We start from the raw sequence: 24,325 nt of genomic DNA on the forward strand, positions 1-24,325 counted from the left end.
CAAGGAGGATACGCCGATGACCAGCCCGATCCTGGCCGAGGCCTTCGCCCGCGGCGCCAAGGCGCTGCCCGAGGCCGAGGGCAAGGCGCTGCTCGCCGCCTACGGCCTGCCGGTGCCGAGCACGAAGGTCGTCACCGACCCCGCGCGCGTCGCCGACGAACTGGCGGGCGCCTCCGGGCCGTTCGCGGTCAAGGTCGTGTCGCCCGACCTCCTGCACAAGTCCGACGCCGGCGGCGTCGCGCTCGGCCTGCAGGACGCCGACGCGGTGGCGGCCGCCATCGCCGAGATGGCGGCCAGGCCCGCGATCCGCTCGGCTCGGGTCGACGGCTGGCTCGTGGAAGAGATGGCGCCGAAGGGCCGTGAGATGGTGATCGGCGCGCTGACCGACCCGCAGTTCGGGCCGATCCTGATGGTCGGCATCGGCGGGATCTTCGTCGAAGTGCTGCAGGACGTGAGCTTTCGCCTGTGCCCGATCACCGAGGCCGACGCCCGCGCGATGCTGGCCGAGCTGAAGGGCCACGCGCTCCTTGAAGGCGTGCGCGGCGAGGCGGCGGTCGACCAGGACGCGCTGGTCGACGCGATGCTCCGCATCGGCGGCGAGGACGGGCTGATGATGCGCGAGGGTGCCGCCATCGCCGAGCTCGACATCAACCCCCTGATCGTGGGCGAGCGGGGCGCGATGGCGGTCGATGCGCGGGTGATCCTGCAGGCCGACGCGGCCGCCGAGAGGCCGCCCCACGAGCCGGCCGATCTCGCGCCGCTCTTCGAGCCGAAAACGGTCGCGGTGCTGGGCGCCTCCACGAAGGAGACGGCCATCGCCAACACCTTCATCCGCCGGATGAAGGATTTCGGCTATGCCGGCGAGATCTACCCGATCCACCCCAAGGCGGACGAGATCGAGGGGCTGACCGCCTATACCGACCTCGCCAGCACCCCGAAGCCGGTGGATTACGCCTATGTCGCCATCGGGGCGGGGCGCATCCCCGATGCGCTGGCCGCAGCGAAGGGGAATTGCCGGATCGCGCAGGTCATCTCGTCGGGCTTCGGCGAGGTCGAGGAGGGCAAGGCGCTGCAGGAAGAGCTCGTCGAGAAGGCGCGCGGCGCCGGCATCCGCGTGCTCGGCCCGAATTGCCTGGGCAGCTACAGCCCGCGCGGGGGGCTCACCTTCCCGGTCGGGGCGCCGAAGGAGGTCGGCAATATCGGCGTCGTGGCACAATCGGGCGGCCTCTCGACCGACATCATCAAGCGCGGCCAGAGCCGGGGCCTGCGCTTCTCGGGCCTCGTGACCGTCGGCAACAGCTGCGATCTCGGCCCGGTGGACCTGCTGGAGTTCTACCTCGCCGATCCCGTGACCAAGGCGATCGGCCTCTACATCGAGGACATCAAGGACGGCCGCGCCTTCTTCGACCTGCTCCGCTCGGCGCGGGCCACCAAGCCGGTCGTCATCCTCAAGGGCGGGCGCTCGTCGCTCGGGCGGCTCGCCGCGGCCTCCCACACCGGGGCGCTGGCGGGCGACGACCGTGCCTGGGCGGCGCTGGAGGCGCAGACGCCCGTGGTGAGCGTGCCGCATGTCAACGCCTTCCTCGACACGCTTCTGGCCCTGCAATGTCTGACCCCGCGCGCCGGCCGGCCGACCGAAGAGGTCGTGCTGTTCGGCAATGGCGGCGGCTCGAGCGTGCTCGGCACCGATGCCTTTGCCGATGCGGGGCTGCGCGTCAGCCCCTTCGGCCCGGCCGCGCGCGAGCCGCTCGAGGCGCTCGGCCTGCCGCCGGGCACCAGCGTCGCCAATCCCGTGGATACCCCGGTGCGCACGCTGCAGGAAAAGGAGGGCTGGGTCGCGGGGGAAATCCTCGATCTGATCTATGCCCATGCCAGGCCCGATGCCGTCGCCCTGCACCTCAACCTCGCGGCATTCGTCGGGCGCGGCGATGTCGACCCGATCGGCAACCTGATGACGGTCGTGGAGAGCATCCAGGAGAAATATCCGGGCCAGGCGCATGTGACGCTCGCGCTGCGCAGCGACGAATCCGCCGAACTGGAGGCCAAGCGGCGCGACTATGCCGAGCGGGCCATCGCGGCCGGCGTGCCGGTCTTCTCCGAGATCGCGCCGATGGCCGATGCCCTGGCGGCGGTCGCCCACCTCGAGCGGCGCCTCGACGCGCGGGGCTAGTCCGACAGCCCCGTCTTCTCGCGGAAGGAGCCGATCTGCTCTTCGGTGAAGCTGCGCGTGCGCAGGCGCGACAGGTGCGGCCCGAAGGTGGCGTCGAGCTCGCCTTTGAAGCGGTCGAAGATCTCGGCCATGTAGTAATCGTGGCGGATCAGCGACAGCGCCATCTTCACCACCGCACGGTTCTGCGTGTGGGCGGCGCGGATGCCACCGTCGTCGTTGGCCGTCAGCATCTGCGTCTGGTCGATGGCGATGGTGAAGAGGTTGTCGGCCGAGCCCATCCGCACGCCGCTGGCCTCGTGCACGAACACGGCGCAGTGCTCGGTGAAGCGGTAGTCGTCGGGGTTCGTCCCGAACAGGATGATCATCAGCGCCACGCCGCGCCTCGTGGCGGCCTCTCGCAGGGCGTCGGCGTGCCGGTCGAGCAGGGGGGTGTCGCCCTTCAGCCAGATCTCGCTCTCGGCCGCGGCGATCATGTCGGCCACCTTGGCCTGCACCTCGGCCGCGCCTTCGAGCGTCCAGACGTAGTGATCGCCCTGCGGCGCGGCGAGCGTCTCGAGCCGGCCGGCAAGGCTGTCGCAGACGGTCTGCGTCTGCGCGAGGATCTGCCCGAAGAACTCGCGCGGGGGGCGCGCAGCATAGCGCACGGGCTTTTCCGAGACCGGCATGACCGCACCGCGCGCCTCCAGCCCCTCCAGCGCCGAATAGGCGTTGGGACGCGGCACGCCGGATCTCTTGGCCATTTCGTAGGCGGTGGCGGGCGGCGACTGGATGAGCGCGAGCAGGATGCGCGACTCGTATTCCGTCAGGCCCAGGCGCTTCATCTGGGCGACGAGATCGGGAGGGGCAAGGTCGGTCGGGCTGGCCACGGGCGACACCGGTTTAGGCTTTCGGCGTACGCTAGGCGGGCGATGGCCGCCGGTAAAGGCGGGCGCCGCCTCGCGGCGCCCGGCCCGTGTCAATCGCGCGCGGCGCGCGCCGTCGCCGCGCGGTAGAGCAGGGCGAGCAGCGCCGCCTTGACGAGCGCGCCGGGAAGGAAGGGCAGGATACCGGAGGCGACGCTCGCCTCGGGCCCGACGAGAGCGGCGAGCCACAGCGCGCCGGGCACGAAGATGAGCGCCGTCGCGCCGGCGAGGCCGAGCCCCAGACCGACGCGGCTGCGCAGCGCCCCGCGCTCGGCCAGCGCCCCGAGCGCGCCGGCGGCCAGCACGAAGCCCACGAGGTAGCCCGCCGTGGGGCCGGCGAGATAGGCCAGACCGGCGCCGCCGGCGAAGACCGGCAGGCCGAGCGCACCCTGCGCCAGATAGAGGCCCACGGTCGCCGCGCCGAGCCGCGCGCCGTAGAGCAGGCCGATGCCCATCACCGCGAAGGATTGCATGGTCATCGGAACCGGCCACATCGGGACCTGCACGCGCGCCGCGATGGCGATGGCCAGCGTGCCCAGCAGTGCCAGGGCCATGGCTGTGCCGAAGGATCGGCCGCGCGGGTCGAGGGCGGCGAGGGGGGCGGGGATCAGGCTCATGGGTCTCTCCTTACGTCTTGGGCGCGAGGTCTGCGAGATGCGTGTCGATGAAGCCGGTATGGACCCGGCCGGCAGCGAATTCCGGGTGTCTCAGGCAGGCGATCAGGAAGTCGCGGTTGGTGTTGGGCCCCGCGACCTCCGTCGCCTCCAGCGCCTCGACGGCCCGGGCGATCGCCGCGGCCCGGTCCGGGCCGGCAGCGACGATCTTGGCGATCAGCGGATCGTAATAAGGGGTGATGGTGTTGCCCTCTGCATAGGCCGCGTCGATGCGCAGCGTGTCGTCCGACGCGGGCAGGCGCAGCCTTTCGAGGGGGCCGGGGGAGGGGAAAAACTTCTTGGCCGGGCTCTCGGCATAGAGCCGGCACTCGATGGAGACGCCGCATTGGGCGATGGTGTCCTGGGCCAGCCGCGCGCCGCCATGGCCGTCCAGGGCATGGGCGATCTGCATCGCCACCAGATCGTGGCCGGTGATCATTTCGGTCACCGGGTGCTCGACCTGGATGCGCGTGTTCATCTCGAGAAAGAAGAACTCCTCGGTCGCCGCATCGACGATGAACTCGACCGTTCCCGCCCCCGCATACCGTGTCTCGCGCACCAGAGCGAGTGCCGCCTCGGCCATCCGTGTCCGGGTATCGGCGGCGAGGCCCGGCCCGGGCGCCTCTTCGATGACCTTCTGGTAGCGTCGCTGCAGCGAGCAGTCGCGCTCGAACAGGTGCACGCCCGAGCCGTCGCCATAGCCGAACACCTGCATCTCGACATGGCGCGCGGTGGGGATGAGCCGCTCGAGGAACACGGTGCCGTCGCCGAACGCCTTGGCGGCCATGGATTGGGTGGCGCTCGCCGTCTTGGCCAGATCCTCCGGGCGATCCACGCGCTGCATCCCGATCCCGCCGCCGCCGGCCGAGGCCTTGACGAGCAGGGGGTAGCCGACGGCGTCGCCGGCCGTCTCGAGCCCCTCGGTCTCTCCCTCGGCGAAGCGGTCGCTGCCCGGAACCACCGGCACGCCGGCCGCCTCGGCGATGGCGCGCGCGCGGCCCTTGTCGCCCATGGCCCGGATCGTCTCGGGGCGCGGGCCGATCCAGGTGGCCCCGCTGCCCGCGACCATGTCGGCGAAATCGGCGTTCTCGGCGAGGAAGCCGTAGCCCGGGTGCACGGCGGTCGCGCCGGTCTCGGCGATCGCTGCAACGATGCGCTCGGGCTTGAGATAGCTTTCGCGGGCTGCGGCCGGGCCGATGGCCACCGCCTCGTCGGCCTCGGCCACGAAGGGCAGATCGGCATCGGCCTCGGAAAAGACGGCGACCGAGCGCAGATCGAGGCTGCGGCAGGCCGCGATGATCCGGCGGGCGATCTCGCCGCGATTGGCGATCAGAATCTTGGACACCTTGCGGCCTCAGTCCGTTTCGAGCCGCGCGACCACCGTGCCCTCGGTCACGACCGCCTCGGGCTCGGTGAGGATTTCCTTGACGATGCCGGCTTCCGGCGCGGAGACCGGGATCTCCATCTTCATCGACTCGAGGATCATGATCGGCTCGTCCTCTTCCACCCGATCGCCGACCGATGCGACGATCTTCCAGACGTTGCCCGTGATTTCGGTGGCGATGTCAATTACGGCCATGGCACTCCCTTTCGCTGAGATGGTTTACACTAGGCGGGCTCTTGCGTAGTTGCAATAGCAACTAATAGCCGAGGAGGGAAGGCAGCCATGGCGCCCCAAACGATGACCGTGATCGAGATGTCGGAAGCCGGAGGGCCGGAGGTGCTCGTGCCGGGCCAGCGGCCGGTTCCGCAGCCGGGAGACGGCGAGGTGGTGATCCGCGTGGCGGCCGCCGGCGTCAACGGCCCCGATCTGGTGCAGCGGCGCGGCCATTATCCGCCGCCGAAGGGCGCCTCGGACCTGCTCGGTCTCGAGGTCTCGGGCGAGGTCGTCGCCCTGGGCGCGGGCGTGGAGCGGTGGCAGGTCGGCGACCGCGTCTGCGCGCTGACCAGCGGCGGCGGATACGCCGAGCATGTCGCCGTTCTGGCCGACCATTGCCTGCCCGTGCCCGAGGGGGTGAGCACGATCGACGCGGCGGGCCTGCCCGAGACCTACTTCACCGTCTGGAGCAACGTCTTCTTCGGCCACGACGTGCCGGAGGGCGGCAATTTTCTCGTGCAGGGCGGCGCCGGCGGCATCGGCTCGACGGCGGTGCAGCTCGGCGCCGCGACGGGCCTGCAGGTGTTCGCCACCGCCGACGGGCCCGAGGCCTGCGCGTGGTGCGCCGAGCTGGGCGCGCACCGGGCGATCGACTTCCGCACCGAGGATTTCGTCGAGATCGTCCGCGCCGCCGGCGGCGCCGACGTGACGCTCGACATCCTCGGCGGCGATTACGTCGCCCGCCATATCAAGGCGAGCCGGGCGGATGGCCGCATCGTGTCGATCGCCTTCAACGCGGGGAGCAAGGTGAGCGTCGATCTGATGCCGATGATGCTCAAGCGGCTGACGTTGACCGGATCCACCCTGCGCTCGCGCCCCGACGCCTTCAAGGCCGCCGTGGCGCGCGATCTCGAGGCGCGGGTGTGGCCGCATTTCGCCGCCGGCACGCTGCGGCCCGTCACCTTCGCCACCTTCCCGCTGGAGAAGGCCGCCGAGGCCCACGCGACGATGGAGGCGGCGCAGCACCGCGGCAAGATCCTGCTGGTCCCCGGGGCATGAGCCAGACCGCGCAGGCCGTGCAGCGGGCGGCGCGCGGGGCGGCAGAGCTCTGGCCCGGCGTGCTCATCTGCCTGCTCGCCGCGCTGGCCGCGCAGTTCCTGTCGAGCCATTACGGCGCGCCGGCTATGCTGATCGCGCTCCTTCTCGGCCTGGCGCTGCAATCGGCGGTGCGCGGGGCCGATCGGGTCACGGCGGGCCTCGGCTTCGCCGCACGCGATCTGCTGCGGCTGGGCGTCGGCCTGCTGGGCGCCCGGATCAGCCTCGAGGTGTTCCTGTCGCTCGGAGCCGAGGCGATCTGGCTCGTCGTCGCCTCCATCCTCGGCCTGCTCGCCTTTTCGCTGGTGTTCTCGCGCCTTCTGGGGCGGGGGTGGCGCCTGGCCGTGCTCACGGGGGGCGCCGTGTCGATCTGCGGGGCGTCTGCGGCCGTGGCCATCGCCGCGGTACTGCCCCGCCGCGAGCACTCCGACCGCGATCTGTCGTTCACGGTCTTCTCCGTCACCCTGCTCAGCACGGTGGCCATGGTCGTCTACCCCGTCCTCGGCGCGGCGCTCGGCCTGCCGGACAGCGCGATGGCGCTGTTCCTGGGGGCCACGATCCATGACGTGGCGCAGGTGGTGGGGGCGGGTTTCAGCGTGTCCGACCCGGTGGGCGAGACGGCCACGACCGTCAAACTGATCCGCGTGGCCATGCTGGCGCCGTTCGTCATGCTGCTGTCGCTGGCGCTGCCGCTCTTCGGTGCCGCGCCGCGCGAGGGCGGGAGGCGCCCGCCCATCCTTCCGTGGTTCGTCGTGCTCTTTGCGGCCACGGCCGCGGCGGCCTCGTTCGGGGTGATCCCGGAGCCCGTGCAGGCGATGCTGTGGCAGGGCTCGCGCTGGCTTCTGCTGACCGCGATCGTGGGCGTGGGCCTGCGCACGGATCTGGGCGGGCTCCTGTCGATGCCGCCCACGGCGCTGGTGCTGATCTTCGTGCAGACGGTGCTTCTGGCGGCCTTCGTCCTGACCTGGATCACCGGCTGGGCGCCCCCTGGCGCCGCGGGATGACGCCCTTGAGCCCGACAGCGCCACACCGTAGCGTCGCGCGATGAACACCGAGCACGCGCCCGTCCGCCGCTTGCGGGCGATCCCCCGCGTTATCCCGCGAACGATCCGCCCGGCATGGGGCCGGGCGGTGCCGGCATGACCGCGCCGCTGCCGCTCCTGATCGGGGGCGAATGGCGGCCGGGGGGCGGCACGCCCTTCGACAGCGTGAACCCCGCCGATGGCTCTTGCGCCGCGCGCCTTGCGACGGCGGATGCCGCCGACGTCGATACCGCGGTCGCCGCCGCAAGGGCGGCACAGGGGGATCCGGCATGGGCGCGGATGCGCCCGCACGAGCGGGCCCGGCTGCTGCACACCGTGGCCGAGCGGATCGACGCGGCACGCGAAGAGCTCGCCCGTGCCCAGATGGCCGACAACGGCAAGACGATCCGCGAATGCCGGTCACAGGCTGCCGCCGCTGCCTCGGTGTTTCGCTACTATGCCGCGCTGATCGAGAGCGCGGAGAGCGAACTCACCCCGCAGCGCGGCGACGCGGTGACGATGACGCTCCACGAACCGATGGGCGTCGTCGCCGCCATCACCCCCTGGAACTCGCCGCTGACGCTGGAGGCACAGAAGCTCGCCCCGGCGCTCGCCGCCGGCAACGCCGTGGTGCTCAAGCCCTCGGAAGTGACGCCGCAGGTCGGCCGCATCTTCGGCCGCCTCGCGCTCGAGGCGGGCGTGCCCCCCGGCATCTTCAACGTCGTGACCGGTGCGGGCGAAACGGGCCGAGCGCTGGTCGCGCATCCGGGCATCGACCTGGTCTCGTTCACCGGCGGCACGGTGGCGGGGCGGCACATCGCCGAGGCCGCCGCGCGCCGGCTCTGCCCGGTTCTGCTGGAACTCGGCGGCAAGTCGCCCAACATGATCTGCGCCGACGCCGATTTCGACGCGGCGGTGCGGGGCGCGGCCGCGGGCATCTTTACCTCGGGCGGGCAGAGTTGCATCGCGGGCTCGCGGATCTTCGTCGAGGCGTCGATCCACGATCGCTTCGTCGAGGCGCTGGTTGCGGCGGCGGCCGAGTGGCGCCCCGGCATGCCCGAAGACGATGTGCGTATCGGCCCGATGGCGAGCTTCGGCCACCGCGACGCGGTGGCGGCGGCCGTCGACCGCGCCCGCGCCGAGGGCGCCGAGGTGCGCTGCGGCGGGGGCGTGCCCGACGACCCGCGCCTTGCCAGGGGCGCCTTCTACCTGCCCACCGTGCTGACCGGGCTGGGCAACCGCTCGCAGACCGCGCAGCACGAGATCTTCGGGCCGGTCTGTGTCGTCCTGCCATTTGCCGACGAGGCCGACCTCGTCGCGCAGGCCAACGACACCGAGTTCGGGCTGGCGGCCGGCATCTGGTCGTCGGATGCACGCAAGTGCTGGCGTATCGCGCGCGCGCTACGGGCCGGGACGGTCTGGATCAACGGCTACAAGGACGGCTCGATCTCGACGCCCTTCGGCGGGATGAAGCAGAGCGGGATCGGCCGCGAAAAGGGCAGGCTGGGCCTGCGTGCCTACAGCCAGCCAAAGGGCGTGTTCTGGCGTCTCGACGACTGAGCGAAGCAGGCGCGCGCACCGCTTGCCATGGCAGGCGGACTCGACACGGCAACGGCCATCGGTTGGCGCCGAGGCGCGATCCGGTCGTCGGGGCGATGCCGACCGGCAATTACGCGATCCCGGCGCCCGGCGGCTTTCCACACCCTGGTCGCAGGCCGGTCGAGCCGACGCCCCCGAGCAGCGGGGGCGTCCCCATGGCACCGCGCGCCTTGTCCTGCGGCGGCGGTCGTCGGGTTATTTGCGGTGACAGACCGCCCGCTTGCCGAAGCCGCTGGGCGAGCAGGCGTAAGAGGCGCCACCGCCCACCCGCAGAGCGGCGACGGCGGCGCGACTCGGCCGGGTCGCCTCCTTCTGCTTGGCGGCGGCGTGCCAGTCGTAGAGTTTCGGCGACTTGGCATGTGTCCCATCCGCGAGGGCCGCAGACACCGAAAAGGCCATCGCTGCCGCAAGGCCCGCGGCGAAGGTCGCGATCGACGGGCCACGCCCGCTCATCCGTGCCGGGTTGAAGTCCACTGCTCTCTCCTCTCGTGCGCTTATTGCGGGCGTGGCCGGCTGTCGCTTCGACGTCGCTCGAGACGCGATACGGCATGCGGGGCGCCGGCCCGACTGTGATGTTGTATCGCACGGTCGGGGCGAGGATGTGGAGAGGAGAGGCCCGGAAGGTGGCGGATTTGTGCCGAGGCGTGGCCTACTCGGTCGAATCGATCACGTTGGAGCCGATCCGCCAGTTGGGAAGGCCGAAGCCGTCGGGCCACGGATAGACTTCGCGCTGGTTGAAGTAGACCACGCCCGAGAGTCGCGGAAACTGCGGATACTCGACCCGCACGTCGTTTTCCCACATCTCGACGTAGTCTTCGTCGCCGACATAGCCGAGCTCGGCGACGACGACGGGCTTGTCGAACTGCACGGCCCGCTCGTAGCGGGGTGTCAGGATGTCGACGAAGGTCTGCTCACTTCCGAGAATCTCCTTTTCCCATGGCTGCAAACCGAACACGGACAGGCCGATCACGTCGACATAGTCGCTGCCGGGGTAGTAGTCGTTCATCTCGTCGTAGCCGAGTGGAGACCACATGTACTGAACGTCGGGCGCCTCGGCGCGGCAGATGTCGATCATCCGGCGGTAGGCCGCGACGTATTCGTCGGCGCTCCATCCGGCCCAGATGAACTGGCCGCTGTAGTCGTCCATCTCGTGGCCCCAGCGCACCGTGATCGGGCTGCGCATGCTTCCGAGCACTGCGCAGATCACCCGCATGTTCTGATCGTAGAGCCCCTCGGCGATCCCCTGTTTCAGATACTCCGCCGTGTTGCGTTCGTCCCGCGACCACGTCCACGGCTCGATCGTGACCAGGAGCGCGCGGTCACGGTCCAGAGCGTACTGGTCGGCATCGACGAGGCTCGACAGCAGAAGGTCTTCCCACGGAAGGAAGAGGTGTTCGATCTCCACCTCGGGGTCGTCGCTGAAATCGCCGTAGGGGTCGTAGACACCGAACGGAACGTCGCCCGGCGGCGCGGCCGCGACGCCATTTGCCAGCACGAGTGCAACCGACGCTGCAGCGAGACTGGAGACGCGCAGTAGACTTGTCATGGTAACTCTCCATTCTGGGGGCGAACCCTGCCCCATTCCGACACGGGTCTCAGGTACACGTCGAACTGACCCTCGGCATTGCCGGCGCCCGCCACGCGATACCTGACATCGGTCACGCGCAGCACATTGGCGCCGGACGTGATGCCATGCAGCCCGTGGAGCGCCGCTTCCTTGCCGCCGAAGACGAGGAAGGCGGCGACCGCAACGGCGACCATCGCCTTGCCCGACATATGGGTGACGAATTCGGGCCAGTGATAGCGGTTTTCGCGGGCATGCATGATCACGATCAATCCCAATATGATAGTATATACCAGCGCGTTCATCAGCGCGAGCAGGTAGAAGCCTGCGGCATTCCGCACGCCATCGAAGTAGACGACCGCCACGAGGGAAGCGGTGGCGAGAAGCGCGTAGGGCAGGATCACGCGCCACGGCAGCGGCGCGCGCTCGGTCGTGGCCTTCGGCGTGATCCGGAAATCGACGAACGTGCCGGTGAGAGCGTCGCGCACCGCCGTGAGCACTCCGGCCAGAACCCACGGCCACTGGATGAACAGAAACAGCGCCTTTTCCCACGACAGGATGCGCGCATCGTGGGGACGGAAAAAGCCGTCGCGCCCGGCGACGAGCGCCACCCAGGTCAGGATCAGGGTCTGCGGCGCCGCGTGGAGCACGAAGTCGGGCCATGTCACGTTGGCGAAGGGCGTGTCGGTGGCGAGCGCAATGATGGGCATCAGGAACATCGCCACATGGGCAGAAGCGAGGATGGGATAGAAGAGCTGACAGAACAGGAACTGGAAGCGCAGGCGGGGCGGCAGCTTCCAGATGTATGCGCGCGTGTATTTCAACAGCAGGGTCACCAGACTGCGCGACCACTGGAACTCCTGCGTCGCCATGTCGGCAATCGTCGCGGGCCCGTCGCCCACGGCGATCGCATCCATGGCATGCACCCCGCGCCATCCGGCGGCCGCCATCATCATCGTGGTGGAATGATCCTCGGCAAGTTCCGGGCCGAGGCCGCCCGCCTCCCTGAGAGCCTTGGTGCGGACCGCATAATGCGAGCCGATGCAGATCGATGCGCCGCCGCTGGTATATCCGCTCTGGAAGATCCCGTGGAACAACGCCTCGGTGTGCATCCGGGTGCGTGCGGCCCAGCTCCGGTCCGCGTTCGCCGCGCAGATGCTGGGGGCGCTCACATATCCCACGGCAGGGTCGGCGAACGGCCGGAGCATCTCGCGCAGGTAGCCCGGCCGGGGCACGTGGTCGGCATCGAGCTGCGAGACGAAGTCGTAGGTGTCGTAGCCGTAATGGTCGTAGAAATAGGCGAGGTTGCCCTCCTTGCAGCGGGTCCGCCGGGGCCATGTCTTGCGGTGATAGTCCGGGCGGCCCCTGCGGGTGGAGACGCGAACGCCGTGCGCGGCGCACCAGTCCAGCACCTCGGGCGACGGGTCTTCGTCGGCAAGCCAGGTGTCATGGGGCACGTCCTGGGCGAGCATGCCCTCGAGCGTGCGCTTCACAACGCTGAAAGGCTCCGACGGCGCCTTGGTGACGACCATCGCCACCCGCCCCTGCGGCATGTCCTCTGGCCGGGTCGCGGCCCGCTGCGCGCGCATGAAGAAATAGAAGAAGTACCAGACCAGAAAGTGCAGCCACACAAGCACGAGCGTGACGACCGCATAGCGCCCGATGCCGAGCACGTGCTCGGGTTGCAGCCACCAGACCCAGAAGTAGGCCCCGGCGCACAGGGCGAGGCCCACCGCGACCGCGTATTTCCGGCGCTGTCGCCGGGTCATCGCGTGGTCGAGATAGGCGGTCCGGCCGGGCACCGTATCAGGCGATGGAGGCATTCGCCTCCTGGCTCTCCAAGGCGCGTGCGGCCGTGCGAACGATCGTGGTGATGTCGGAGTGCCGGCACTCGAAGCCGAGAACCGCGCGCGCCCGCGCGGGATCGGCCACGAGCATGGCGGGGTCGCCCGGTCGGCGGGGGGCGAGCTCGCGCCGGACAGCCCGCCCGGTATGCCGCTCGACCGCCTCGATGATCTGCAGCACCGAGTATCCCGTGCCCGATCCGAGGTTGAGCGCCAGCGTCGGCCGGTCAGCCAGCGCGTCGAGCGCGGCGACATGGCCGTGCGCGAGGTCGGTCACGTGGATGTAGTCGCGGATGCAGGTGCCGTCCGGCGTCTCGTAGTCGCTGCCGAACACGCGCAACGCCGGCCCGCCAAGGGCGGCCCGCACGGCGAGGGGAAGCAGATGCGTCTCGGGGTCGTGCCGCTCGGCCAGCTCTCCGTCGGGGTCTGCGCCGGCCGCGTTGAAGTAGCGCAGCAGCGCGTAGGAAATGCCATGCTGGCGGGCGACATCCGCAAGCATCTGCTCGCCCATCACCTTGGTGCGGCCGTAGGGGTTGATCGGGCTCTGCGGCGTGGCCTCGTCGATCGGAACGGTCGCGGGCACGCCGTAGGTCGCGCAGCTGCTCGAGAACACGAAGCGCGTCACGCCGGCCGCGACGCAGGCCTTGAGCAGGCTCAGCATTCCGCCCACGTTGTTGTCGTAATAGGCATCCGGGCGCTCGACGGATTCGCCCACATAGGCCGATGCCGCAAAGTGCAGCACGGCGCTGGCCTCGAACCGGGAGATCGCGTCGGCGACGTGCTCGGTGTCGCGCATGTCGACCTTCTCGAACGGCCCCCACCTGACCGCATCGCGGTGGCCGGTCGACAGGTTGTCGAGGGTCACCGGCGTCCAGCCCGCCGCGTCGAGGGCCTTGCAGGCATGGCTGCCGATGAATCCCGCCCCGCCGGTGACGATCACCGCGCCGCGACGATCGCTCATCTCGCCAGCTCCACGCGGTCAAGCGCATCGGCGAAGTAGGCTATGGTGCGGTCCAGCCCTTCGTCGAGCGGCACTTTCGGCTGCCATCCGGTCAGACGACCGACAAGGCCGATATCTGGCCGGCGCTGACGCGGGTCGTCGACCGGCAGATCGCAGAACCGCAAGCGGCTCGGGCTGTCGATCCGCTCGAGCACCTTGTCGGCGAGTTCCAGAATGGTGAACTCGCCGGGGTTTCCCACGTTCACCGGCGGCACGACGTGATCGGGCAGCGCCATCACCGCCTGGATGCCGTCGAGCAGATCGTCGACATAGCAGAACGACCGGGTCTGGCGACCGCTGCCATAGACGGTCAGATCCTCGCCGCGCAGGGCCTGGCAGATGAAATTGGTGACGACGCGCCCGTCGTCCCAGGCCATGCGCGGGCCGTAGGTATTGAAGATGCGCACGGTGCGCGTGCTCACGCCACGTCGGTCGGCGTAATCGTGGACCAGCGTTTCGGCGGCGCGCTTGCCTTCGTCGTAGCAGGAGCGCGGACCGACCGTGTTGACCGCGCCGCGATAGGTCTCGGGCTGCGGCGAGATATCCGGGTCGCCGTACACCTCGGATGTCGAGGCCTGCAGAACGACGGCGCCGGTTCGCTCAGCCAGATCGAGGGCGTTCATCGCGCCCAGCACGGATGTCCGTAACGTGTGGATGGGATCGGCCCGGTATTTCGGCGGTGAGGCCGGGCAGGCGAAATTGTAGATCTCGTCGATCCGGCCCGTGATCGGCAGCGGATCGCACACGTCATGCTCGATGAAGGTGAAACCCGGCCGATCAAGCAGATGGAGAATATTCGCCATTCGCCCGGTGTCGAGGTTGTCGATACAGATGACGACCGCCCCGCCCTCCGAAAGCCTGTCGCAGAGATGCGAGCCGAGAAAACCGGCACCTCCGGTAACCACCGCAATCTTGCGCCCCTCCGTCGAAGAGGACACCTGCGAACTTTCGTTCGCCAAATCTCTATCTTGCATGTTGCATCCCACGCTGTGCGACCGCCGTGAGCGTCCTTCGCCGGTATGACGGCTCGCGCCGGCTAACCGACGGCTCATCACTCCAGCCAAGATGTGCCGCATCGTGCGCGCGGCCCCCGCTTGCGCCGGTCCCCCCGCGCAGAACGTTGCTATACAATAGCATCTTGTCAAGGCTGGCCGGCCGGGGCGCTTGACGGTGGGCATAATTTGCCGCAGCGGCCGCAACCCTCCACAGTTCGCTTCGAGCGTGAGATTGTATATCATGATTGGTGTGGAGTGTGCCGGCATCTGACCGTCCGGGAGCGAGCCGGGCCAGATCGGCGAAGCCTGAGTTGGAAGGAGAGGGACGACATGTCCGGGATCGTGCGAGTCATTCTCTGCAGCACCGCGATTGCAGCTGCATCTTTCGCCCAAGTTGGAACGGCAGCGGCGCAGGCCGGCGAAAACGGCCAGCGAGTCCCGCTGATGATGCCCCCCGAATACGTGCCGTGTGGCGAGGTTCCTCAGGAACTCGCCGAGGTTGACGCGCGGCTTCGCGCCATGGGGCGGACGGGTCGGACCAAGGAACAGCAGTTCTGGCTGAATCGGCAGGAAAGGCTGATCAACCGCGCCTACACCTGCCAGGAGGAGTAAGCGCTAGGGGCGGGGCCCCCAGGCCGCGGCCCTCTGAGGCCGGGGCAGGTGTGCAGCACCCGCAGGTGCAGCGTGAGGCATCCCGCCCCCCGGCGCCGGACGTCACCGATGCCGGGCGGCCGTGGTTCGCTCTCAATCGTTGGGCGATGTCGGGCCACCCTGCGTCCAGCGGCTCGACGCATCGCGGATCGCATCGGTGAGGAGGCTGAGATCGCGGTCTGAGCGGGCGGGGATGCCGCAGACGATGAACAGCGACATGGCGTTCTCGACGCTGTTGACGGCGACCGCCTCCGATGCGCCGGGCTCGACATCCGACCGCGTGAGCCACCACTGCCCCGTGCTGTCGTCTCGGGCCAGCCACCGATCGTCGGGATTCTGGCCCTGCGCCTCCGCCTCGGTGGCCATCAGGGTGGAGCAATTGGGCCGCGCGCCTGCCACCGACGACATCGCGTAAAGCGCGCCGGCATCGAGATCGGTCAACTGGCTCTCCTGGCCGGAGGCGAGGGTGGGCGCGAGAACGGCGACCGCGCCGACGGAAAGAAGACGCTTCATATGGCTTACCCCTTGCTGGCCCCCGATCGTCCGAGAGGCTGCACGCCACGATAGGAGAAACGGCATAACGTCGCAATGCCGGCGCCCCCCGTCGGGCAACGCGTCGTCGCTCACGCGCCCCACATCAGGCTGTCGGCGGCAACGCCGTGCAGGAGGCCGCTTCCTTCCAGCGCCAGCCAGTCGACCGGCTCCGGGGCATGCGCGGTCTCGCTGTCCTGCGAGGTATCCTCCTGCAGGAACCCCCAGCCGCCGTCGGCCGAGAGACCGTCGATGCGCAGCCCGGTCGGATCGTGGTCCTGCCGCCCCGAGATGCCGGCGAGCAGGACCGGCGAGGCGATGAAATCCTTCTCGAACCAGATCGTGTCGCCCGACGAATCGAGCGCGAACCCGATGTCGGACGTCTCGAAAACCAGGGCGCCCGACATTGTTTCAACCGAGCCGTCGGCACGCTCGACCGCGAGCCAGCCGATCTCCTCGGCGACATGCTTGCCGGGGTTGAGCCTTTCTTCCTCTTCCATCACCAGCGAAAAGCCCTGCGTGCCAGGGCCTTCCGCGCGGGTCCAGATCATGTCGCCGCCGTTCGACGTCTGATCCGTCGTGAAGATCGCCGGACGCTCGCGGAACGCATGGTCGAATTCGATGGGCGTCGTCCCCTCCGAGGACAGGATGTTTGTCGTCGTGATGCCGGCCTGCAGCGCGAGGCCGCCCTCGGCGATCCAGCTCCCGCTCTCGACGACGATCCAGCTCACCGTCTCGGGGACATGGTATCCGTCGAGATGGTTCGGCTCGTCGAGGTAGATCGAGAAACGGTCTGATCCGACATCCTCGACCCGGACGGAGACCGGTTGACCGCCGTTGACGCTGTTGACGGTGGCGATGACCACGGGCGCCTCGAAGGCATGGTCGAGCTGCACGGTCAGAGGCTTGTGGTCGAGCTCGACGGTGCCGTACTGGGCGACGGTCGCCGCCTGCTGGAATGACGGCGCGCCACTGTCGGCCGCCGTCGGGCTGCCGTCGGTTCCACTGCCGTGGGCACCGGCAGGTCCGCCGTCATCACCCGTGTCGTCCGGCTCGTCGCCGGGGCTGCCGTCGGTGCTGCCGCCGCCGCTCGGCTCGTCCTCCTCCTCCGGCTCCGCAAGGCTGTCGGCCTCGTCGGAGCCGACGAGAACTGCGGGCGCAGCGACGTCGGCGAAGGCCAGGCCCACTTCGCTGAGGGCCCCGTCGTCGTGCACGAGGTTGGCGCCAATGCTCCATTGATCGAGATTGTCGTACAGGCCGAACCAGGCATGGCGCTCGACGAAATCCAGCCCGTCCATCATTTCCGCGCCCTCGCGGAAGAAGCGCGCATTGTCGGCATGGGTGAACTTGTCGAGATCGAACCAGTCGGCCAATGCCCACTCGGTCACCCATATGGGCAACCCATACTGGGCGTGGACCTCCTCGAGGAAGGTCTCGAAGGCAGCGACGTCTCCGTTGTCGGAATAGTAATGCACCGCGATGAAATCGACGCGGTATCCCGCGGCATCCGCGCCCTCCATGAAACGGCCGAGCCAAGAGTCTTCGCCGAGAACCTCGTATTGCGTCGGAGACGGCGAGCCGAGTCGCGCGCCCGTCGTCATCAGCTCGGGCCAGAGCGCCAGAGCCTCATCGACGGTCATGTCGGACTGATCGACGTGGTCGGGCTCGTTGAATCCGAGAATGGTATCGACGCCCGTCAGGCGCTCGATCGTCTCGGGGGTAACGTCGGCCCCGCTCCAGACCATGTGCACGAAGTCCGCCTCGGCCCCCCACGTGACCGCCGGATCGAGGCCGCCATTGGTCAGAACCTCCGTCGATCCGTCCGACAGGCTGACATCGCCGATCTCGACCGCCCCGCTTTCCCCCCACAGCAGGACGCGTGCCGTCACGGCGCCGTCCGGCGCGACGGCGCCGCGCAGCGAGGCGGTGCCCGCCTCGCCCACAAGCGGCAGCCAGTGTGTGTCAATCGTCTGTCCGGAACCGTCGAGAAAGTGCATCATCGCCCCGGCGCGGGCCTCCGCCCCGGCATCGATCTCGACCGACAGGGTATAGGCCGCGCCCGCCTGCACCGCAGCATCCTGGAACAGCCATGCATCCGCGCTGTCGCCGAGGAGCACGCCATGCGCGCCCGCGGTTTCGAGCAGCTCGATGTCGGTGCCCAACGTCCATCCGTCGAGCGCGGGAGCGGAAGCAGTGACATCGGAGGGCGCATTCGGCCCCCAGACGTAATACCAGTTGGCTCCGAGGGCGCCGAGATCGTGGTAGAGCCTGTCTGTCCCGAAACTGGACCACGCGCCGAGCCCCACCTTCGCGGGGTGTGCGAGCAGCATATGCTCCGCCATCTTCTCTCCTCGACTTGCCTCGGCGCCCAGCGCGGGGCCCGCCGTCGGTCTTCTGCGGACCATCGCGGAGCGGGCTTAACGATGGATTACGGCGGAATGCGGACGATTTCGTGGCCCGTGGTGACTGCAGCCCAAGATCTGTGAAACACTGTGATCCCTCTGCGTCACCTTGGCGCAGCTTGGCGTCGCTCGGCCCCGGCCCATGGGTGTCTTTCGCGGATCGGCGCCGTGGGGTCGTCATCCGGAGCGCGCGGCTTCGGCGATGGTAACCGTTCCCTTTCCGACGGACCGTGCGACCGGGGTTTTGCGAGGCGCGCAGCGCCCCGGTCCGCGCGCTGGCGTTCGCGGCCGCAGCGGGCCGGCGCGCGTGCCAGGCGCCTTCGGCTTGCGTGCGCCGCGCAAGTGGCGCGACGGTCGCGCCTCAGCGCGCCGTTCCGCGCACCGTGCCGCCCGGCACCGCCGTGGACTTCTTCGGGGGATCCCGGCTCATCGTTTGGTTGTGCGGCCGATCGCACATCCCGCGTGGCCTGACCAGGGCCTCTCAGCCGGCCCGCGGGCTTGCCCTGTCCGCCTCGGATGATCGCCCGGTCTGCGTGTCGGCCGGGGGGGCCAGTATTCCCCGCCGTGTCTTCATGTGGTGTCGAGGCAGCGCGACAGGTAGGCGACGGCCCGGGCCGGCGTGGCGATCTCGCGATACTCGGCCTCGGGGATGGCGACGCCGAGCCGCTCGTGCAGCCGGGCGACGAGGTTGAGCACGTCCATCGAGTCGAGCCCGAGGTCATCCTGGATGTGGTCGGTGTCCGCCACCGTGGCGGGGTCGATGTCGGGGGCGACCTGGGCGATCTCGGCCACGAAGGCGGCTCTCAGCTCTGGCGGGGTCATGGGGTCTCCGGGCTTTGCAATGCATCGGCGAGTGCGGCGAGGAAGCGGTTGGCGCCGCGCCCGTCGCTGACGCGGTGATCCACCGACAGGGTCACGGTCACGGTGCGGCGGGGCACGACGGCGTTGCCGACCACCCAGGGCCGCCGCTGCGGCGCGCCGAAGCCGACAAGCGCGACCTGCGGCGGAAAGATGACGCCTGCCATCGCCTCTGCCCCGCTTTCTCCGAGCGACGAGACGGTGATGGTGCCCTGCGTCATCTCGGAATTGCGAAGGCGCCCGGCCCGTGCGCGCCCCACGAGATCGCGCATCCCCTGCATCGTGGCGGCGAGGTCGAGCGTGCCGGCGTCGATCAGGGCCGGGGCAACGAGGCCGCCGCCGCGCAGGGCGATCGCCACGCCCGCGTTGACGCTCTCCGCCTGCTCGAAGCCTTCCGCGTCGTCGTAGTGGCCGTTGAGCCCGGGCACGGCCTGGGCGGCGACCACCGCGGCCCGCACGAAGGCGGCGCCGAGCAGGATCCTGTCGGCGGGAGCCCGCAGGGCGTTGTCCGTCTCGAGCGACGAGGACAGCGCCTCGATGTCGATCGTCTGCGACAGGTAGAAATGCGGGATCGTTCGCTTGGACCGGCTCATCGCCGCGGCGATGGCCTTGCGCATCTCGGCCATGTCGATCCGCCCGGGCGCCGGCTGGGCCGCCGCGCGTTCGCCGCGAGGCGCTCCGGCCGCCTCGACGTCCGAGAGCAGGATCGCGCCGCCGGGCCCCGAGCCCCGCAGGCCGGCGAGGTCGATGCCGCGCTCGCGCGCCAGGCTCCGCGCCGCCGGCGAGGCTCGGCCGGCCGTGGTGCCGGTCTCTGCCGGGGCCTCGTCGCGGGCGGCGGGTGCCGGCGGGCGCTCGGGTCGTCGAGGCTCGGCCGGGGGGGGCTGCGCTGGCGCCGTCGTCTCGGCCTCTGCCGCGCCCGTCTGGGCCGGCGTAGAGGCGGGGGCCGGCGCAGGTGCTGGGGTCGAGGCAGGTGCTGGGGCCGGCGCGCTCTCGCCCTCGGCCAGGATCACCGCCATCGGCGCGCCCACGGCGAGGGTCTGTCCCGGCTCGGCCGTGAGAGACTCGACGCGGCCCGCCTCGAACGTCTCGATCTCTATGGCGCCCTTCTGCGTCTCGACCACGGCCACGACGTCGCCACGCTGGACAGCCTCGCCAGGCGTCACCAGCCACTCGACAAGCTTGCCCGACTCCATGTCCGAGCCGAGCGAGGGCATGACGAAGATACCCATCTCAGCGACCCAGCAGGGCTTTCGCGGCCGAGACGATGGCCGCCGGCTGCGGGATCGCTGCGTCCTCGAGGTGCTTGGGGTAGGGGATCGGCACCTCTTCCGAGCAGACGCGGCCCACCGGCGCGTCGAGCGACCAGAACGCCTGCTCCATGATCCGCGCTGACACCTCGGCGGCGAGCGCGCCCGAGCGCCAGCCCTCGTCGACGATCACCGCCCGCCGCGTCTTGCCGACCGAGGCCATGATCGTGGCGTCGTCGAGCGGGCGGAGCGACCGCAGGTCGATCACCTCGGCCGAGATGCCCTCGCCCGCCAGCGCCTCGGCCGCCTCCAGCGTCTTGAACAGCGAGCCGCCGTAGGTGATCAGGCTGAGGTCCGTGCCCTCTCGGCGGATGGCGGCCGTCGAGATGTCGACCGGCCCGGCGGCGGCGTCGATCTCGCCCGCGCGGTTGTAGAGCATCACGTTCTCGAAGATGAGCACCGGGTCGGGATCGGCGAGCGCGGTCCACAGCATGCCGCGCGCATCCTCCAGCGTCGCGGGCGCAAGCACCTTGAGCCCCGGGATGTGCGCATACCACCCCTCAAGCGAATGCGAGTGCTGCGCGGCGAGCTGCTTGCCCGCGCCCGTGGCCATTCGGATCACCAGCGGCACGCCGAACTGGCCGCCCGACATGTGGCGCATCGTGGCGGCCGTGTTGAGGATCTGGTCGAGCGCGAGCAGCGAGAAGTTGACCGTCATCAGCTCGACGATCGGGCGCATCCCGGCCGCGGCCGCGCCGATTCCGGCGCCGGTGAAGCCCGATTCCGAGAGCGGCGTGTCGCGGATGCGCTCGGGACCGAACTCGTCGAGCAGGCCCATCGACACGGCATAGCAGCCGCCGTAGGCGCCCACGTCCTCGCCCATCAGGAACACCCGCTCGTCGCGCGCCAGCGCATCGCGCAGGGCCGCGCGGACGGCCTCGCGGTAGGTCGTCTCGACCGTCTCGCCAGAGGGAGCGGCGGGCTGCGGAGGGGGCGGCGCCTCGCCCAGCACGTGGCGTGCAAGATCCTCGAGCGGCTCCCACGGGGCGGCCTCGGCAAAGGCCACGGCCGCGTCGATCTCGGCGTCGGCCTCGGCCTCCAGCTCGGCCACGTCGCTGTCGTGGATGAGGTGCGCCGACAGCGCCCAGTCGCGGAAGCGCAGGATGGGGCCCTTGCCGCGCCATTCCTCCACCTCCGCCTTGTCGCGGTAGAGCTGGGCGTCGAACATCGAATGGGCGCGGAACCTGTAGGTGCGGCATTCGAGAAAGACCGGGCGGTTCGTCTCGCGGATCCGCGCGATCGCCCGGCCGGCCGCCGCCTCGACGGCGACCACGTCCATCCCGTCGACAACCTCCGAGGCGATGCCGTAGGCGGCGGCCTTGGCGTGGATGTCGGTCTCCGCTTCGGACCGGGCGAGGGCGGTGCCCATCGCGTAGCCGTTGTTCTCGCAGACGAAGAGCACCGGCAGGTCCCACAGCTCGGCGAGGTTCATCGTCTCGTGGAACTCGCCCTCGGCCACCGCGCCCTCGCCGAAGAAGCAGGCGGTCACCCGGTCTTCGCCCCGCATCCTGTCTGCCAGGGCCAGCCCGCCCGCCAGGGGCAGGCCGCCGCCGACGATGGCGTTCCCGCCGTAGAAGTTGGTGCCGGCATCGAACAGGTGCATCGAGCCGCCGCGCCCGCCCGAGCACCCTTCGGCCTTGCCGAACATCTCGGCCATCACCCGATCCATGGGCACGCCGCGGGCCAGCGCGTGGCCGTGCTCGCGGTAGGTGGCCACGATGCGGTCGCGGTCTTCCAGCAGCGGGATGATGCCCGCGGCGATCGCCTCCTCCCCGTCGTAGAGATGCAGAAAGCCGCGGATCTTCTGCTGCGTGTAGAGCTCGGCGCACCTGTCCTCGAAGCGGCGGATGCGGATCATCTCGCCGAGAAGGCGCCGGCAATGCGCGCGGTCGAGGCGGGGCTTGTCGGCTACGCTCATGTCTCGTCGGTCTCCAGGGTCGAGATGTCGCCCTCGGGCAGGCCCAGTTCGCGCGCCTTGAGCAGCCGGCGCATGATCTTGCCCGACCGGGTCTTGGGCAGCGTCTTGCGAAAGACGATCTCGCGCGGGGCGACGGCGGGGCCGAGCGTCTTGCGGGCATGGCCCCGCACCTCGCGCTCGAGCGCCTCGGAGGGCTCGAAGCCAGGGTTGAGCGTGACATAGGCCTTCACGACCTCGCCCGCGGTCTCGTCGGGCACGCCGATCACGCCGGCCTCGGCCACGGCCGCGTGCTCGATCAGCGCGCTTTCCACCTCGAACGGGCCGATCAGGTGGCCCGACGACTTGATGAGGTCATCGGCCCGGCCGACGAACCAGAAATACCCGTCGTCGTCGCGCATCGCGAGGTCGCCCGAGAGGTACCACCCCCCGGCGAAGGCCCTGGCATAGCGCGCCTCCTCGTGAAGGTAGCCGCGCATCATCGACGGCCAGCCGGGCCGCAGCGCGAGCTCGCCCACCTGCTTCGGCCCGAGCTCGCGCACGTCGTCGCCGTCTCGCTCGACGATCGCCGCCTCGATGCCCGGCAGTGGCTTGCCCATCGAGCCGGGGCGCACCTCCATGCCGGGGCGGTTGGCGATCATGATGCCGCCGGTCTCGGTCTGCCACCAGTTGTCGTGGAAGGGCTGGCCGAAGACCCCCGCCGACCACGTCACGGCCTCGGGGTTGAGCGGCTCGCCCACGCTGGCCAGGAACTCCAGCGACGAGAAGTCGTAGGGCGCCGCCGCCTCCGCGCCCGCGCGCATCATCATGCGGATCGCGGTGGGCGCCGAATACCAGATCTGCACCTTCTCGCGCTCGACGATCCCGTACCAGCGATCGAGCTCGAACTCCGCCTCGTCGACGATCATCGTCACCCGGTTCACCAGAGGCGAGACGATGCCGTAGGTCGTGCCCGTCACCCAGCCGGGATCGGCGGTGCACCAGTAGATCCTGCCCGGCGCGAGCCCCAGCGCCGCTCGCCCCGAATAGGCGTGGTAGGCGACCGCGCCATGCACATGCACCGCGCCCTTGGGGCGCCCCGTCGTGCCCGAGGTGAAGTGGATCAGCGCCGGCTCTTCGGGGTCCATGCGGACTGTCTCGAAGGTGGCCGGGGCGGCGGCCATCGCCGGGCCGAGGGCCGTGCAGCCCTCGGGCGCCTCGTCGCCCACGATCAGCACCAGCCTGAGGCTGGGAATCGCGTCGCGCCACGCGGCGATCTTGCGCCGATAGAGCGAGGCCGTGGTCATGAGCGCGGTGGCCTCGCCGATTTCCATGCGGGTGCGCACCGGCTCGGGGCCGAAGGCCGAGAAGAGCGGGGTAAAGACGAGGCCCGCCTTCAGCGCGCCGAGGGCCCCCGCATAAAGCTCGGGCTGCCGGCCCAGCAGCGCGAACAGGCTGTCGCCCCGGCCGAGGCCGTGCGCGGCAAGCACGTTGGCAAAGCGCCCCGCCTGCGCGCTCAGCTCGGCATAGGTGAGGTCCGACACGTCGCCCTCCCGGCCGAGCCAGCGCAGCGCGACCTGCCCGCCATGGCCGTCGGCGAGGTGCCGGTCGAGCGCCTCGTGCGCGATGTTGATCGTGCCGTCGTCGTAGCCCGTGACGACGGTCGGCCCTTCGGCCCACGGCTTCGGCTGGTTCGGCGATGCGGCCGCTTCGGTGGCGTTGATCGGCATTGGCTCCTCCCCGGGGTCGATCCTGCGTCGCTCCGGCGGGAGGCGAATTGACACTCGTCAACCGGCCATAGCTTTCCCGCGCCGGGATGGAGCGACCGGATGCCGCCTCCGATCGCGTCGGCCCCACAGGTGCAGGCGCGGTGCCCGGGCGAGCCTTGCCAGCCGCGAGACCCTCGCCCGCGCGATGCCCACCGGCGGCAAGCGCGTCCGGGCGGGGCCGCCCGAACGCTTGGCCGCGGTCCCTCGGCGGGTCGCCAGCCATCGACCCTGCGCCAGCCGTCGACGGCTTGGCCGTAATTCCACCCGCTCGCGCCCGATCGCGCGCGGCAGGGCACCTGCGCCGGGCTGGCGACGCGGAGGCAACCGCCTTGCCGCGGAACAAGGGCTCAGATGCGAGGTTCCTTTTCTGAAAACGCTGGATCTGGCGGGGCGGGCTCGACCGACGCGGCGACGCACCGCGCCCGGCGCGGCGGTGCCAGCCCGGGCGGGCTTCCACACGTCGCTCTCCCCC

The 24,325-nt window shown here is 70.1% G+C and carries 20 protein-coding genes; 5 read left to right on the plus strand and 15 right to left on the minus strand.

Features of this window, described 5'->3' with window-relative positions; all coding sequences use genetic code 11:
• Positions 1–16 precede the first annotated feature (16 nt).
• Positions 17–2,170, plus strand: a complete 2,154-nt coding sequence (locus DLJ49_RS00765; protein ID WP_199533261.1) for an acetate--CoA ligase family protein — start codon at positions 17–19, stop codon at positions 2,168–2,170.
• Here DLJ49_RS00765 and DLJ49_RS00770 read toward each other — a convergent pair.
• The 4 genes from DLJ49_RS00770 to DLJ49_RS00785 form a co-directional block, all read right to left on the minus strand.
• Positions 2,167–3,036, minus strand: a complete 870-nt coding sequence (locus DLJ49_RS00770) for a TrmB family transcriptional regulator (protein WP_147277250.1) — start codon at positions 3,034–3,036, stop codon at positions 2,167–2,169. The two genes, DLJ49_RS00765 and DLJ49_RS00770, sit on opposite strands and share 4 nt — an antisense overlap.
• Before the next feature lie 89 nt (positions 3,037–3,125).
• Positions 3,126–3,689 carry a biotin transporter BioY gene (locus DLJ49_RS00775; RefSeq protein ID WP_115391603.1) on the minus strand — a complete coding sequence of 188 codons (564 nt, stop codon included), beginning with the start codon at positions 3,687–3,689 and terminating at the stop codon, positions 3,126–3,128.
• A gap of 10 nt (positions 3,690–3,699) precedes the next feature.
• Positions 3,700–5,070 carry an acetyl-CoA carboxylase biotin carboxylase subunit gene (locus DLJ49_RS00780; protein ID WP_115391604.1) on the minus strand — a complete coding sequence of 457 codons (1,371 nt, stop codon included), beginning with the start codon at positions 5,068–5,070 and terminating at the stop codon, positions 3,700–3,702.
• Positions 5,071–5,079: 9 nt separating this feature from the next.
• Positions 5,080–5,304, minus strand: coding sequence for an acyl-CoA carboxylase biotin carboxyl carrier protein subunit (locus tag DLJ49_RS00785; protein ID WP_115391605.1), 225 nt, complete (start codon positions 5,302–5,304; stop codon positions 5,080–5,082).
• An 87-nt stretch (positions 5,305–5,391) separates the two neighbouring features.
• Here DLJ49_RS00785 and DLJ49_RS00790 point away from each other — a divergent pair, with 87 nt between their 5' ends.
• From DLJ49_RS00790 to DLJ49_RS00800, 3 genes are all read left to right on the plus strand, one after another.
• Positions 5,392–6,381 (plus strand): NAD(P)H-quinone oxidoreductase, encoded by a 990-nt coding sequence (locus tag DLJ49_RS00790; RefSeq protein ID WP_233488571.1) that lies wholly within the window; start codon positions 5,392–5,394, stop codon positions 6,379–6,381.
• Entirely contained in the window at positions 6,378–7,421 is a 1,044-nt protein-coding gene (locus tag DLJ49_RS00795) for a YeiH family protein (protein ID WP_115391606.1), read from the plus strand. The genes DLJ49_RS00790 and DLJ49_RS00795 overlap by 4 nt, the downstream gene beginning before the upstream one ends.
• A 135-nt stretch (positions 7,422–7,556) precedes the next feature.
• Complete coding sequence (locus tag DLJ49_RS00800; protein ID WP_115391778.1) at positions 7,557–8,999, plus strand: aldehyde dehydrogenase family protein; 1,443 nt, start codon at positions 7,557–7,559, stop codon at positions 8,997–8,999.
• A 234-nt stretch (positions 9,000–9,233) separates the two neighbouring features.
• On the opposite strand, the gene DLJ49_RS00805 is transcribed toward DLJ49_RS00800, so the two are convergent.
• The 5 genes from DLJ49_RS00805 to DLJ49_RS00825 all read right to left on the minus strand — a co-directional run bounded on the left by DLJ49_RS00805 (position 9,234) and on the right by DLJ49_RS00825 (position 14,405).
• The gene (locus DLJ49_RS00805; protein ID WP_115391607.1) at positions 9,234–9,512 is read right to left on the minus strand and encodes a hypothetical protein; all 279 of its coding nucleotides are present in this window, start codon (positions 9,510–9,512) and stop codon (positions 9,234–9,236) included.
• Between the two features lie 175 nt (positions 9,513–9,687).
• Positions 9,688–10,584 carry a glycoside hydrolase family 26 protein gene (locus tag DLJ49_RS00810; RefSeq protein ID WP_115391608.1) on the minus strand — a complete coding sequence of 299 codons (897 nt, stop codon included), beginning with the start codon at positions 10,582–10,584 and terminating at the stop codon, positions 9,688–9,690.
• The gene (locus DLJ49_RS00815; RefSeq protein ID WP_115391609.1) at positions 10,581–12,425 is read right to left on the minus strand and encodes a glycosyltransferase family 2 protein; all 1,845 of its coding nucleotides are present in this window, start codon (positions 12,423–12,425) and stop codon (positions 10,581–10,583) included. Before DLJ49_RS00815 ends, DLJ49_RS00810 begins: the two co-directional genes overlap by 4 nt.
• Positions 12,409–13,407, minus strand: coding sequence for a UDP-glucose 4-epimerase GalE (galE, locus tag DLJ49_RS00820; RefSeq protein WP_115391610.1), 999 nt, complete (start codon positions 13,405–13,407; stop codon positions 12,409–12,411). The genes DLJ49_RS00815 and galE overlap by 17 nt, the downstream gene beginning before the upstream one ends.
• A complete protein-coding gene (locus tag DLJ49_RS00825) occupies positions 13,404–14,405 on the minus strand; it encodes a UDP-glucuronic acid decarboxylase family protein (RefSeq protein ID WP_233488572.1) in 1,002 nt (333 codons plus the stop codon). The genes galE and DLJ49_RS00825 overlap by 4 nt, the downstream gene beginning before the upstream one ends.
• Before the next feature lie 366 nt (positions 14,406–14,771).
• Here DLJ49_RS00825 and DLJ49_RS00830 point away from each other — a divergent pair, with 366 nt between their 5' ends.
• Complete coding sequence (locus tag DLJ49_RS00830) at positions 14,772–15,053, plus strand: hypothetical protein (RefSeq protein WP_115391612.1); 282 nt, start codon at positions 14,772–14,774, stop codon at positions 15,051–15,053.
• Positions 15,054–15,185: 132 nt separating this feature from the next.
• On the opposite strand, the gene DLJ49_RS00835 is transcribed toward DLJ49_RS00830, so the two are convergent.
• The 6 genes from DLJ49_RS00835 to acsA all read right to left on the minus strand — a co-directional run bounded on the left by DLJ49_RS00835 (position 15,186) and on the right by acsA (position 23,814).
• Positions 15,186–15,605, minus strand: coding sequence for a hypothetical protein (locus DLJ49_RS00835; protein WP_115391613.1), 420 nt, complete (start codon positions 15,603–15,605; stop codon positions 15,186–15,188).
• Positions 15,606–15,715: 110 nt separating this feature from the next.
• Positions 15,716–17,965 (minus strand): glycosyl hydrolase, encoded by a 2,250-nt coding sequence (locus DLJ49_RS00840; protein ID WP_158547364.1) that lies wholly within the window; start codon positions 17,963–17,965, stop codon positions 15,716–15,718.
• A gap of 630 nt (positions 17,966–18,595) precedes the next feature.
• Positions 18,596–18,847 (minus strand): acyl carrier protein, encoded by a 252-nt coding sequence (locus DLJ49_RS00845; protein ID WP_115391615.1) that lies wholly within the window; start codon positions 18,845–18,847, stop codon positions 18,596–18,598.
• Positions 18,844–20,112 (minus strand): dihydrolipoamide acetyltransferase family protein, encoded by a 1,269-nt coding sequence (locus DLJ49_RS00850; protein ID WP_115391616.1) that lies wholly within the window; start codon positions 20,110–20,112, stop codon positions 18,844–18,846. Before DLJ49_RS00850 ends, DLJ49_RS00845 begins: the two co-directional genes overlap by 4 nt.
• A gap of 1 nt (position 20,113) precedes the next feature.
• The gene (pdhA, locus tag DLJ49_RS00855) at positions 20,114–22,108 is read right to left on the minus strand and encodes a pyruvate dehydrogenase (acetyl-transferring) E1 component subunit alpha (protein ID WP_115391617.1); all 1,995 of its coding nucleotides are present in this window, start codon (positions 22,106–22,108) and stop codon (positions 20,114–20,116) included.
• The gene (acsA, locus tag DLJ49_RS00860) at positions 22,105–23,814 is read right to left on the minus strand and encodes an acetate--CoA ligase (protein WP_115391618.1); all 1,710 of its coding nucleotides are present in this window, start codon (positions 23,812–23,814) and stop codon (positions 22,105–22,107) included. Before acsA ends, pdhA begins: the two co-directional genes overlap by 4 nt.
• Positions 23,815–24,325: the final 511 nt, after the last annotated feature.

This window comes from Rhodovulum sp. 12E13, assembly GCF_003340565.1.
Lineage (GTDB): Bacteria > Pseudomonadota > Alphaproteobacteria > Rhodobacterales > Rhodobacteraceae > HLUCCA09.